Source organism: Microbacterium sp. AG1240 (genome assembly GCF_003635115.1).
GTDB lineage: Bacteria > Actinomycetota > Actinomycetes > Actinomycetales > Microbacteriaceae > Microbacterium.
This window is the reverse complement of record NZ_RBXJ01000003.1, coordinates 504,128-517,181: the sequence shown is the minus strand read 5'-3', so window position 1 is coordinate 517,181 and position 13,054 is coordinate 504,128. Positions and strand designations below refer to the sequence as shown.

6 protein-coding genes are annotated in these 13,054 nt (G+C 71.3%); all 6 read right to left on the bottom strand.

Annotation, left to right across the window (positions count from 1 at the left end):
• Positions 1-9: 9 nt before the first annotated feature.
• The 6 genes from DEU34_RS14480 to DEU34_RS14455 are packed head-to-tail and all read right to left on the bottom strand — an operon-like array spanning position 10 to position 12,911.
• Entirely contained in the window at positions 10-1,347 is a 1,338-nt protein-coding gene (locus DEU34_RS14480) for an FHA domain-containing protein (protein WP_121151420.1), read from the bottom strand.
• A complete protein-coding gene (locus DEU34_RS14475; protein ID WP_121151418.1) occupies positions 1,344-2,189 on the bottom strand; it encodes a PP2C family serine/threonine-protein phosphatase in 846 nt (281 codons plus the stop codon). The genes DEU34_RS14480 and DEU34_RS14475 overlap by 4 nt, the downstream gene beginning before the upstream one ends.
• Entirely contained in the window at positions 2,186-4,579 is a 2,394-nt protein-coding gene (locus tag DEU34_RS14470) for a transglutaminase family protein (protein WP_121151415.1), read from the bottom strand. The genes DEU34_RS14475 and DEU34_RS14470 overlap by 4 nt, the downstream gene beginning before the upstream one ends.
• Positions 4,576-5,835 (bottom strand): DUF58 domain-containing protein, encoded by a 1,260-nt coding sequence (locus tag DEU34_RS14465; RefSeq protein WP_121151413.1) that lies wholly within the window; start codon positions 5,833-5,835, stop codon positions 4,576-4,578. Before DEU34_RS14465 ends, DEU34_RS14470 begins: the two co-directional genes overlap by 4 nt.
• Positions 5,832-6,806, bottom strand: a complete 975-nt coding sequence (locus DEU34_RS14460) for a MoxR family ATPase (RefSeq protein WP_121151411.1) — start codon at positions 6,804-6,806, stop codon at positions 5,832-5,834. Before DEU34_RS14460 ends, DEU34_RS14465 begins: the two co-directional genes overlap by 4 nt.
• A 42-nt stretch (positions 6,807-6,848) precedes the next feature.
• Positions 6,849-12,911 carry an Ig-like domain-containing protein gene (locus tag DEU34_RS14455; protein ID WP_121151409.1) on the bottom strand — a complete coding sequence of 2,021 codons (6,063 nt, stop codon included), beginning with the start codon at positions 12,909-12,911 and terminating at the stop codon, positions 6,849-6,851.
• Between the last annotated feature and the right edge of the window lie 143 nt (positions 12,912-13,054).

Sequence of the window (13,054 nt, the reverse complement as noted above, 5' to 3'; positions counted from 1 at the left end):
GGCCCCTCGTCACGACAGCGCCTCGACGAGCACCGTCACGCCGTCGCCGAGGTCGAGCACGTCGCCCGGAACGAGCATCGTCGCCTCGCCGGGGTGCAGGCGCGTCGGCGCCGACCCCTGCCGGCGCAGGGTCGTGCCGTTGGTCGTCTGCAGGTCGACGGCCAGGATGCTGTCGCCCTCCGCGCGCACCTCGACGTGGTTGCGCGAGATGTCCTGCTGCGGGCTGTCGACCCCGATGAGGTGCGGGAGATCCGCGCCGGAGGCACGCGCAGACTTCGGCCGCCGTCCGATGATGACGGTGCGGTCGAGCGGCACGACCTGCCCGGTCGACAGCCGCAGCCGGCCGATGGGTCCGGTCGGGGGCGGCGGCGGAACCGGAGGAACGGCGGGAGCGGGCGGAGGAACGGGCAGCCCACCGCCGGCTCGCAGTCGGCGGGCTTCTTCGAGCGAGAGCGTCTCACCGTCGTGGTCGCCGGGCGCCGGCGCCCCCGCGTCGGTGGGGAGTGCGGGGGCGGGATCGGCGACGCCGTCGCGATCCCCCCGGCCGATCACGGTCGTCGCCTCGACGTCGTCGAGAGGGGCCGCCGGCACCGCGGGAGCGCTCGCGGTCGGCTTCTTCGCCACTACGGGTGCGGTTCGCACCGGCAGCGCATCGCCGCGGATGAACGGCGGGATCGAGTCGATCAGCATGCCCTCCTCGCCGACCGGCAGCTCCGGCGCCGCGGGCGGGAGTTCGGGCTCCGAGGCCGACGGCTCGGGCTCGACGACCGGCATTTGGGGCTCGGGCGCGTCGTCGGCCGGCTCGTGCGCGACGTCGAGCACCTCGTCGACGCTGTGCGGCTGCACGGGTTCGACGGGCCGGTACGAGTCGACGGGCGCCGGGTGCGCGGGCACGGCGGCGGCCGGGCTCTCGCGGTCGCAGGCGCTCGCCGAGACGACCACGGCCGAGGCCAGCACGACGCCGTCGGTGATCGGAAGGATCGTCGAGCCGGCGTCGCCGATCTCGAGGCGCGAGACATCACGGATGCTGCGCTCCGACCAGGTCGAGGCGGTCGTGCCGTCGACGGTCTCGGTTCCCGATGACGTGGTGACGGAGGCCGAGAGATCGCCGCGCGCGCTCACGCGCCAGACGTCGTCCTCATCGACCACCACGACGAACGCGGGAAGCGCCGACAGCGACCCACCGGCCGCCAACACGTCGACCACGGCGCCGAAGCCCTCGCCCGCGGCGAGCCGGTCGCGGATCGCGAGGGTCGCCGCATCCGTCGTCCCCTCGCCGAGGACGGCGACACCGCGACCGGCGACGACGACGCGAAGCGTGCCTGGCGCGTAACGGACCTCGGTCATGAGCGTTCTCCCTCGTCGCGCGTTCGCACCCGGGGCAGGGTGTCTTCCTCCCCATCCTCGCCGAACTCCGCGACGGGGATGGTCGCCGTTCCGTCACGGCGTTCACGGGCCCGCACATCGAGCGCGTCGACGACGAGAACCGTCACGTTGTCGCGGCCCCCCGCGGCCACGGCCTCGCGCACGAGGCGGTCGGCGGCGGTCTGCGGATGCTGCTCGGAGCGGAGGATCTCGTCGATGCGGGCGTCGTCGAGCTCGGTGGGCAGGCCGTCGGAGCAGATGAGGAGGCGATCGCCCTCCTCTGCGGGCAGCAGCCAGTAGTCGGGCTCGCTGTCGCTGCCGGCCCCCAGCGCACGGGTGATGACGTTGCGTCGCGAATCGACCGCGGCCGCGGCCGCATCGAGCTCCCCGGCGTCGACGAGCTCCTGCACGACCGAGTGGTCGACGCTCACCTGCTCGAGCACCCCCTCGCTCAACCGGTAGGTGCGCGAATCGCCGAGGTTCACCGCCAGCCAGTACCCGTCGCCGTCGATGTCGGCCACGACCACCCCGGCGAGGGTGGTGCCGGCACCGGCGCCGCCGCCCTCCGGCAGCGCGTCGACGCGACGACGCGCCTCCGCGACGCTCGACTGCACGTCGTCGACGGTGAGGCTCGGGCGCCCGACGAGGCGCGCGAACTCCTCGATCACGGTGGCGCTGGCCACTTCGCCCGCCTGGTGCCCGCCCATGCCGTCGGCGACGAGGAAGAGGGGCGGCGCGGCGAGGTGGCTGTCCTCGTTGAGCGATCGACGGAGTCCGACGTCGGTCGCAGCACCCCAGGCCAGGGTCACCGGTCCCGCGGTCACGACCGCGCTCCGTCGGTCGCGGAGCCGTCGGCATCGGCATCGGGTGCATCAGCGTCGACCGGCTCGGGCGCCGCATCCGCGTCGCTCTCGGGCGCACGGCGTCGGCGTCGCTCCGGCAGCGCGAACCGGGTGCCCGCGAGGAGCGAGCGCACGTCGAGCAGCGCGCGGAGCCTGCGCCAGAATCCCGCCCGCTGGCGCATATCGCCGACGATGCCGTCGACCTCCCGCCAGAACTCCTCGACCTCTTCGGGCGACGGGTCGCGGGGGCCGAACACGTCGGCGTCGGCGCGGCGCGCGAGCGTGCCCACCTGCGGCGCGGCGAAGGCGGTGCCCACCACGACGGCGTCCTCCGTGCGGGTGCCGCCCGGGCGCACCGGAGTGCCGTAATCGGACGACCGGTCGAGCAGTTCGTCCCATCCGCCGCTGATGCGGTCGGCCGACCGCTCGGCCGTCAGCCGCTGGCGGCGGCGAGCCCTCTTCAGCCCCCCGATGACGACGAACGGAGCGAGCAGGAGAGCGACGACGAGGAGCACGATCAGGATGATCAGCAGGACGAACCCGATGATGCTCGCGATGTTGTTCTCTTCGTCTTCCGAGCCGCGCTCATCCGGCACCGTCGGCGGCAGGTCGACGGGCTGCTGCTCGGGCGGCGGGGGCTGCAGCACCTGCGGCTTCGGATCGGCGCGCGGCTTGGTCGTCTGGTCGTTGGGCACCTGGTCTTCGGGCGGGGTGGGGTCGAACGGCACCCATCCGAACCCGTCGAAGGCGATCTCGACCCACGCGTGGAGGGTGTCGCCGGTCGCGGTGAAGACCGGACCGGTCTGATCCTCGTCGGGGTAGAAGCCCATGACGACGCGAGCGGGCATGCCCAGCTGGCCGGCGAGGAGTGCCATCGCGACGGCGTACTGTTCGTCATCGCCGATCATCTGCTGCCCGCCCAGGAGCGTGGTGATGCGCTCGGCGCCGTGGCCCGCGCGCGAGAGCACCTGCCCCTCGAGGCCGTGGCTGAAGAATCCGTCCTGCGACAGGCTCTGCTGCAGGGCGCGGGCCTGTTCGATCGGCGTGTTCGCATCGGCGACCATGTCGGAGGCGATCTCGGCGAACTCGGTGGGGACGTCGTCTTGATCGGGCATGCGCACCGGCGCGAAACCGGCGTCGGCGAGCTGCTCGTCGCTCGGTGTCGCCGGCAGCAGCGCGTCGAACGTGTAGGCGACGCCGCGCTGCACCCCGGCCGTGACGACCGCGGTGCCGGTGGCGTCGTTGTAGTAGGCGCTGCGGCGCAGGTCTTCCGCGCGGTCGCCCTCGAAGGCCACCGACGTCATCTGCCCGGCATCGGGAAGCCAGACGGTGTCGAGGGCGTCGACCTCGACGTGGATCGTCACGGGCGTGCCCGTCGCCTCGGGCGACATGTTGCCGCGCACCGGCGAGAAGGCGCTCGACGAACCGGCGCCGCTGTCGTCGGCGACGTTCAGCACGGTGCCGTCGTAGGCGTCCATCGTCGCGAGTCGGATGCGGGCGTCTTCGGGGAGCCCGGTCGCGCTGAAGAGCGGTTCGTCGGGGAAGTCGCGCACGTACGCGCGGAACGACTGGAGCGGGCTCGGGTACTGGCGGATGTCGAACGGCGGGATGACCACGTCGCGCAGCACGTAGCGGGGTTCGTTCGCCGCGGCGAGCGCGCTCGTGGCGACACCGGCCGAGGCGGCCACGGCCAGCACGACGGCGCCCGCGACGAGCCGGCGAGTGGCCACGCCCGACGACGCGGGCTCGCCCTCCTCGCCGATCGAGATCGCGGCGCGCGCGGGCTGCCAGGCCTGACGCACCGCGAGCCAGGCGATCGCAACGATCGCGAAGACGAGTCCCTGCACGAGGGGCGCGGCGGGCTGCGCGGTGCCGAGGGCGATCTGCGCGGCGAGGAACGCGGCCGCGGGGATGAGGGCCCATGCCGGGGGGCGGGCGCGCAGCGCGAGGCTCGCCGTCAGCACACCGGCCACGAGTGACATGAGGTACGGCACGAGCAGGTGCCCGTCGGATGCGGCCACGGGCGCCACCGTCGTCAGCAGGGCCTTCCACGACGTGACGACCCCCGCACCCAGCTGGGCGAGCGTGTCGATCGAGGGGATGACCCCGAGGATCGCGGTATGCGGCAGAGCGAGGGCGGCGCCGAAGACGAAGTACACGCCGATCGTGAGCGCGGCCATCATCAGCACGCCGAAACGACGCCACGCACCGACCGCGGCGACGGCCAGTCCCAGCAGAGCACCGCCGACCGCGGCCAGGAGGTACACCGGGCTGTCGAAGGTCGGGGCGAATCCGATGATCGGCACCGCGAGCAGGGCGGCGGTCGCGGCGAGATCGAGCGCCCAGCGACGGGCGGGCAGCACGGCGCTCATCCGAGCACCTTCCGCAGGGCCACCGGAAGCTGGTCGAGGGCTCCGACCGACACGACGTCGGCCTCGGCGATCCGCCGGAGGGAGGGGGAGGCTCCGGTCTCGGCGACCACAGCGAGAACCCGCGCCCCGAAGGGGAGCCGGCTGCACGCGACGCGCAGGCGCGCCGCATCCACCGTGCTCCCGCACACCAGCACGACGATGCTCGCCAGCGGGAGGGCGGAGGCGATGAGCCCGGCAAGCCCGACGACGTCGCCCTCGCGCGGGCGCGAATAGACCAGGCCCGAGAGGGAGTCGAGGAAGCGCTTGCCGTTCTCGGCCGCGATCGCACCGCCCTGCGAGCGCACATCGACGCGCTGCGAATCGCGGAGGGCGCGCAGGCCGAGCGATCCGGCCGCCGAGACGGCGAGCTCGAACTCCTCGGGGTCGCGGTAATCGGACGGATGCCTCGACAGCCCGATGACGAAGTGCGAGCGGCGCGTCTCCTCGTACTGGCGCACCATGAGGTCGCCGGTGCGGGCGGTCGACTTCCAATGCACGTGACGGCGATCATCGCCCGGCTCGTACTGGCGGAGGGCGTGGAACGACACGTCGTCGCGCGACAGATCGGTCGCGGGCATGCCCTCGAGGTCGCGGAGGAAGCCGAGCGACTGGCCGTCGAAGAGCACGGTCTTCGGGTGCACGAAGAGGTCCACGGGCTCGTCGCGTCGCTGGACACGCTCGAACAGGCCCAGAGGGTCGCCGCGCACCACGCTGACGGGTCCGACCTTCAGCACGGCTCGACGCTGCGTGGGGATCGCGAAGAGCTCCTCCGCCTCGTCGCCGGGGGCGAGGCGCCGTACGGCGAACTCGCCGCGGCCGGCGCCGACGGGGAGCACGATGCGCGAGGGCAGGATCGCTCGCGTTCCGGTGTTCGCGAGCGACAGCGCGCCGACCGCGCGCTCGCCCACGACGACGCGCGTGCGATTCAGATCGAGTCCGACGTCGTAGTCGGTTCGACCGATGAGGAAGAACGTGCACAGGACGAGCACCGTCGCCACGACCACCGCGGCGATGACCAGCTCCTGCCACCCGAGGATGCGGCCGGCCACGAACAGCACGATCGCCGTCGCCAGCAGCACCCACGCGAGAGGCCGGGCGACGCGCAGGATGCCGCGGGCACGGCGCAGGGCGCGCGCGGCGAAGGGAGCTGCGACCTCCCGCAGGGCCGTGCGGGTCGTCCCGGCGGGAACGGTCGACCCGAGCGACTCCGTCGTCATGCGGCGGCAGACCTCGCCTGCGGAGCTGCGACAGCCTCGAGCACGCGCGAGATGACGGTACCGGCGGTCGTGCCGGCGAACTCGGCCTCGGGGTCGAGTACGAGGCGGTGGGTCCAGGCCGGCTCGACGAGCAGCTTCACGTCGTCGGGGATGACGTAGTGACGACCGGATGCGGCGGCCCACACCTTCGCGAGGCGGATCATCGCGATCGCTCCGCGCACCGAGACGCCGACCCGGGTGGCCGGGTCGGTGCGGGTGGCCTCGGCGAGCTGCGCGGTGTAGCGCAGCACCGCGGGCTCGACGTGGACGGAGGCGGCGAGGTCGGCCATGTCGCCCACGGCGTTGGTCGTGATGATCGGCGTCAACGCGGCGGACGGGTTGCGGTCGGCGGCTCCGGCGAGGATGCGCTCGGTGACATCGAGGTCGGGGTAGCCGATGGAGGTCTTGATGAGGAAGCGGTCGAGCTGCGCCTCGGGAAGCTTGTAGGTGCCCGCCTGCTCGATGGGGTTCTGCGTCGCGATGACGAGGAACGGCCGGCCCACCTCGTGGGTGACGCCGTCGACCGTCACGCGCGACTCCTCCATGACCTCGAGAAGAGCCGACTGCGTCTTGGGCGAGGCGCGGTTGATCTCGTCGGCGAGCACGATCGAGGCGAAGATCGGGCCCTTGTGGAACTCGAATTTATGCGTCCCCTGGTCGTAGATCGTGACGCCGGTCACATCGGAGGGCAGCAGGTCGGGGGTGAACTGGATGCGCTGGCTCGTGCCCTGCACGGTCGCCGCCAGCGCCTTGGCGAGGCTCGTCTTTCCCGTACCCGGAGCGTCTTCGAGCAGCACGTGCCCCTCGGCGAGCATCGAGGCAAGCACCAGACCGACGACGTCGCGCTTTCCCATCAGGGCGTGGTCGACGTTGTCGACGAGCCTCGTGAACGTGCTCTCGAACCACGCGGCCTGCTCGGGTGTCATGGTCATCGGTGTCGTGTCCTTCTCGTTGTCTCGCGCCGTCTCGTGGCGCTACCAGGTCTGGCGTTCGGATTCGCCGAATCCGTCGATCTGCACCCACGCCTGCTCGCCCGGGTAGCCGAAGTAGCAGGTGAGCTGCATGCTCGCGTTGGCCTCGATGCGGTAGGACTTGCCGCTGGTGAACCGGCCCTCCCGACTGTTGACGCACGAGACCGTGTACGTGCCGGCGGGGAAGTCCTTCGTGTTCAGCACCAGGTAGGCGCACGACGACGAGGTGCAGTTGGGCTGCCCCTGCGCCGACGACCCCTTCGTCACCCAGGCCCGCGGCTGGGGCTTGGGCTCGGTGGACGCGGACGCCGACTTCTCTGGGCTGATCTTGCCCTCGGAATCGATGGCGCGCACGGTGATCGAGTGCGTCTGGTCGTAGCCGTTGCCGACGTTGCGCGACCCGCCGCCCGGGCCGACGTTCTCCCAGTTGCCGCCGTCGATGCGGATCTCCAACCGGTTGATGGGGCGCCCGTTCTCCGCGGGCGGGCTCCACGACACGCGCACCGACTGGCCGGCACGTTCGGCGTTCGCGCCCGGTTGGTTCACGGGTCCGTACGGAGTCGCGGCGTTGGATGCCGCGGAAGCCGCACCCTCGTATGTCGCACCGTCCTGGGTCGTCACCGCGCGCACCTGCACCGTGTACCTATTGCCGTTGGAGATGCCGCTCGTGATGCGCGAGCCGTCCCAGTCCGCCCGCCATCCGCCGCCGACGTTGTACTGGTACTTCACCGACGAACTGTCGGCGCCGTTCGTCGAGCCCGGCGTGTACGAGACAACGATCGCGCTGTCGTTCGTCGGCGTCGCTGCGGAGACCCCGGTCGGCTGGCCCGGCGCGACGAACGCGCGTCGCGGGGCCGACGGAGAGCTGTCGGCGCCCCATCCGGCCTTGTTCTTCGCCGCGACGGTGAAGGTGTAGTCGGTCTGGTTCGGATCGACCACGACGGCCTGCGACGTCTGACCCGCGGGGACCGCGATCGTGTTGATGACCGAACCGCCGCGGATAACGTTCAGGCGATAGCCGCTGATCGCGTCACCGTTCGACGCGGGAGCGTTCCAGTTGACCTGCATCTGCGCCTGGTTGCCCACCGGCTGCAGGCGCTGGGTCGTCGGCGCCGAGGCGGCCGACGGGGGCCCGGCCGGAACCTCGCCCGCCGAGTAGCCGCTCCAGCTCGAGGGCTCGGGCGCACGGTTGTGGGCGCGCACGCGCACCTGGTAGTTCGTACCGTTCTCGAGACCGTCCCACACCACCGTGTTTCCGGTGAGGCCGGCGCGCTGCGTCAGGCCCGAGGGCGGAGCGGGAGAGATCTCGAGCGTGAACGACTCGACCGGCGAGCCGGGGGTCGAGGGGGTGACCCACGCCACCTCGAGCGACTTGTCACCGAACTTGAGAGTCGGGGGCTGCGGGGTGTCGGGGCGAGCATCGGGGCGTGCCACGGCCGACGGTGCCGACGGGTCGGATTCGCCGACGCGGTTCGTCGCGGTCACCACGAAGTTGTACTCGACGTTGTTGGTGAGGCCGTCGAGGGTGCAGGTCGTCGAGGCGCACTGCTTCGTGTACGCGCCGGAGGTGGACGTCACCGTGTAGCCGGTGATGTCAGCGCCGTTGTTGGCGGGAGGCGTCCACGACAGCACGACCGTGCGGTCCTGCACGCTCGAGACCGTCGGCGTACCGGGGGCGTTGGGCTTGCCCTGAACCGTGAGACGGATGCGGCCCTCCACCTCGCGGTCGGGGTCGCCCGTCGCATCCTGGACCCGGTAGCGCACCACCATGGTCCCGAAGAAGTCGGCCGCCGGGGTGACCGCGACCTGATCGCCGGCGAGATCAGCGGTCCCGCTGCCCGTCTCGGGTACCGCGGAGGTCAGCTTCAGCGCCGTCTCGGGGAACGGGTTGAAGTCGTTCGCCAGCACGGGCACGGTGATCGTCTTGCCCTGGTCGGACTGCGGCACGATGTCGTCGTTCGCCGTCGCCAGCGGACGCGTGGATGCGGTCACCCGCACCGTCACGGTGCCCTCGATCGGATCGGTCTCGCCGTCGTCGATGCGCAGGCGCACATCGACGGTGGTGCCCTTGGGCGTCCGGGAGTCCGTGCCGACGCGGAGGGTCTGGCCGTCGACCGACGCACTGAAGCCCGACGGCGCTCCGCCGACGACGGAGTACTGCATGCCGTCGAGGTCGCCCTCGTCGGGGTCGGTCGTGAGCGCGCGCAGGTCGAGGCCCGTGGGGTCCTCCCCCGGCGCGACATCCATCTGACCGTTCACGAAGGTCGGCTGCTGGTTGTCGGGCGGGAGCACGGTCACCGGCAGGGTCAGCGTGGCCTTGCGTCCCTCGGGGTCGTCGGGTCCGGTGCCGTCGGTGACCTCGAACGTGATGGCGTCCTGACCGAAGTAGCCGGTCGCCGATGTGTAGGTCAAGGTCGTCTGATCCTTGACGAGGTCGGAGCCGTTGGCATGGGATGCGGCGACCTTGGCCGCCTCGGTGATCACGACCGTGCGCCCGCCCGCGGCGCGCACATGGTCGGCGAGGGGAAGATCGATCGTCTCACCGCTTTGCACCTCGATGCCCTCGGTCGAGATGAGCGTCGGCGGCAGATCGCTGAGCGCGGGCACGAAGATGAAGGCCGAGGCCGTCAGGTCGTCCTGGTCGGTCAACGTGTAGGTGAGCAGCTGGGCCTCGTCGAGGATCGGGATGCGCACGATGCCGTCGGCGTTGACCGTCGCCGAGCCGTCGACGGTGATGCGGAGGGCGTCGGTCGTGCCGTCGGGATCTTCGTCGTTCGCGAGTACGTCGAGGTCGACGAATTCGTCCTCCTGCACGTCCTGCGCGCGCACCCGGTCGTCGCGGGCGATGGGCCGCTGCAACGGCACGTCGTCGGCGACCGTCACCTGCAGCACGGCGCGCGCCTCGGCACCGCGGGCGTCGCGGATCGTGTACTGGAGCGAGGTCTCCATCGGCTCGTTCGGCGACGTCACGACCACGCGGTCGCCCACGACTCGCGCCTGGATGCCGTCGACCTCGGGGAGGATCAGACCGTTGCTGATGAGCGAGATCGCATCGCCCTCGGGGTCGGAGTCGTTCGCGAGCACCGGCACGGCGACTTCGCGCCCGGGGCGCATGATGACGGAGTCCTTCACCGCGTATGGCGCCTGGTTCGTCGCCTCGGTGGGAGCGATCCCCACGCGGATCGACGCGGTCGCCTCCGCGCCGCCGCGGTCGCGCACCCGGTAGGTGAAGGCGTCGGCACCGGTCTCGTCGTCGAAGGCCTGGTAGACGAGGAAGTTCGCGCCCGTCTCGGAGATGCGGCCCTTCGTCGGCGCGGAGTCGAGGCCGACCAGCTCGACGGAGTCGCCGTCGGGGTCGAGACCGTCGAGCGGCACGGCGATGCGCACTTCGGAGCCACTGAGCACGCGCGAGGTGATGTCGCGCGGGCGCGGGGCCTGATTCGTCTCGGGGTTCGCCGGGAGCACCTGGATGGTGATGTACCCGGCGTCCTTCTGCCCCGTGGAGTCGACCGCCTCGTAGGTCGCGTAGACCGTGCCCGGCTGATCGCTCGCGCGGAAGCGCACGGTGTCCTGCGAGACGAAGATCTGTCCCTGCTCGGGCGTCGGGAGGGGCTCGACGAGATCGGGAGCCACGTGCATCGTGTCGCTGTTCGGGTGCGTGTCGTTGTCGAGCACGGGGATCGTGACGATGTCGCCGGCGCGGACGACCGCCTGGTCGTCGTTGGCGACGGGCGGCTCGAGCTGCTCGGGCGCAGGCACGGGGATGACGACCACCTCGCCCTCGGCCGTCTGCGACCCGTTCGAGATGCGGTAGCCGATGCGCGTCTGCTCGCCGAGCGCCGCCTGATCGGTGATGCGCAGCGTCTCATGGTTGAGCACGGCGACCGAGATGCCGCTGTTCGGGTCGACGGTCACCGATTGCACGACAAGGATGCCCCCGGACGGATCGATGTCGTTGGCGAGCACGTTCACGAGCACGTCGGCACCGCTCGTGAGGAGCGCGACGTCGCGGACGGCGATCGGGGGGAGGTCGGTGTCGGCGTCGGGCAGCACATCCACGCGAACCAGGCCGGGGACGGCGTTCGCGCCGGACGAGACGAGGTACTGCGCGTAGTAGGTGCCGGGGGCGTTGGAGCGGAACGTGAACGTCTTGTTCGCGAAGTCGGGGACGATCTCGGCGCCGGCGACCTCGTCGACGCGGGTGAGGCGCAACGGCTCGCGGCTGGAACTGGTGTCGTTCGTCAGCGGTGCGACCGTCGCCGTCTGGCCGACGCGCACGACGACATGGTCGGCGTTCGTCACGGGCACGGTCGACCCCGGCGGGCGGATATCGACCCGCAGCACGCCCTCGCCGACATCGGTGCCGTCGGAGACGACGATCGGCACGTCTTTTCGCCCCTGGGCGCCACCGATGGCGCGGTAGGAGATGCGCCCGTCCGAGGTGAAGTCGGCCTCGTCGCCGCCGTCGGGAGTGACGCTGCGGAGGAACACCTCGTCGCCGTCGGGATCGGTCCAGTCGGGTAGCACGTTGTACGACACCGCCGCGCCGGCCTCCACCACGACCGCGGTGACCCGCTTCTGCACGGGAGGCGAATTGATCTCCCAGCCGTGCACGTCGAGGCGCACCGTCGCGGTGTCTGTGCCGCCCCGGCCGTCGTCGATCTGATAGGTGAAGGAATCGCTTCCCGAGGCGTCTTCGGGAACGGTGATCTGGAGGGCGGCGCCGTTGTTGATGGGCTGCACGTTGCCGAGCCCGGGGCTGCCGTTGGGCAGGGTCACGGTGAGCACGTCGCCGTCGGCATCGGTGTCGTTGTCGAGCACGGGAAGCACCGTGGTGCGACCCGGGCGCACCCCGAAGTCGTCGTCCGTGGCGACGGGCGGGGTGTTGATCTCGGTGCGCTCGGGCAGCGTCGTCTCCACCGTCTGCTCGGTGGTCTGCTCGTCTTCCTCCGAGTCGCCCTCGGGGGGAGTGATGTCCTCCCAGTTGTCGACGCGCTGCATGCTGTCGCTGGCCATCCATGCCGCGCCGCCGATGATGTCGTTCAGCACGACGACGTCGCGGTTCTGGCGGAACGTCAGCTGAGCGGTCGGATCGATGTCTTCGATGTCGACCGAGAGGTCGTTGGACTCGTCGGAGCAGTCGCGGACGAACCGGGCCGACCCGCCCCAGGCACCGTAGGTGCAGCCGCCGAGCGAGACGGGAGCCGCAGGCGTGCCGTCGCCGCCCGCATCGGTCTCGACCGGTTCGGATCCGTCGAGCGGCACGCTCACGAGCTGCGTCGCGGTCGCCAGCGTCACCGACGTCGCCGCCGGCGACGGCTGCTGCAGCACGGCCGTGTCTGCGCGGGGCACCTCGGTGCGAGTGCCGCCGGAGGTGTAGACGGTGCCGGTCCTCTCGTCGAGGACGGCTGCGGTCGTGCCGACGGCCGTGACCGTGAGCTCGGCATCGTCTTCGATCCCGTCCAGACCGCGTCGCTGCGGGTCGCCGGGCTCACCGGCGTCATCGAGCGGCAGGGTGATGATCTCGCGCGACTCCGGCGATACGGCGTAGACCGTGCCGTCCTGTCCGACCGTGATGTCGGCGCCCTTGCCGAGCTCGATCGTGGGCTCGGTGCCCTCGACCGTGAAGCCGGACACCCCGGCCGACGGCAGAACCCACGCCGAGCCCGATGTGGGGTCGAGCACCGCGAGGGTCGGTCCGCCCAGCACGGCCTTGGCGCCGGCGGGGATGTCGGCGGAGTCGGTCAGCACGACCATCGCCGGGTCGACCGTTGTCACGCTCTGCTCGTCGGTGACGAGAACGGTCGAGCCGTTCTGGGCGACGTCGTAGTCATCGCTCCCGGCACGGAACCCGCCGTCGAGCACACGCGACTCGTGGTTGAAGTGTCCGACCATGAGGGAGGACTGCTTGGTGATCCACACGCCGCCGTCGTGCAGATCGACCTCGGTCGTCGGGTTGCCCTCGTAGACCACGGCCAGGGTCGCGATCGCGACCGCCGAAACCGTGACGATGCTCGCGGACGCGATCGTGCGGCGTCGACGGCGAAGCCATGCGAACGATCTCATGGCGGCGTCCTCCCCCGGGGGCCTGAAAAAGTCTGCGGCCCGCAGAGGCGCGCGGGCGGTTATGTGCCCCCGACAGCCTAACCTCAGGCGCCGACGCCGGAGAACCGGCGGTGGGTTCTTGTCATGCCTCCGGGCGACGTGGT

Bases quoted from the DNA above. Each gene is read 5' to 3' on its own strand.
- DEU34_RS14480 (WP_121151420.1), bottom strand. From the start codon at position 1,347: ATGACCGAGGTCCGTTACGCGCCAGGCACGCTTCGCGTCGTCGTCGCC.
- DEU34_RS14470 (WP_121151415.1), bottom strand. From the start codon at position 4,579: ATGAGCGCCGTGCTGCCCGCCCGTCGCTGGGCGCTCGATCTCGCCGCG.
- DEU34_RS14465 (WP_121151413.1), bottom strand. From the start codon at position 5,835: ATGACGACGGAGTCGCTCGGGTCGACCGTTCCCGCCGGGACGACCCGC.
- DEU34_RS14460 (WP_121151411.1), bottom strand. From the start codon at position 6,806: ATGACCATGACACCCGAGCAGGCCGCGTGGTTCGAGAGCACGTTCACG.
- DEU34_RS14455 (WP_121151409.1), bottom strand. From the start codon at position 12,911: ATGAGATCGTTCGCATGGCTTCGCCGTCGACGCCGCACGATCGCGTCC.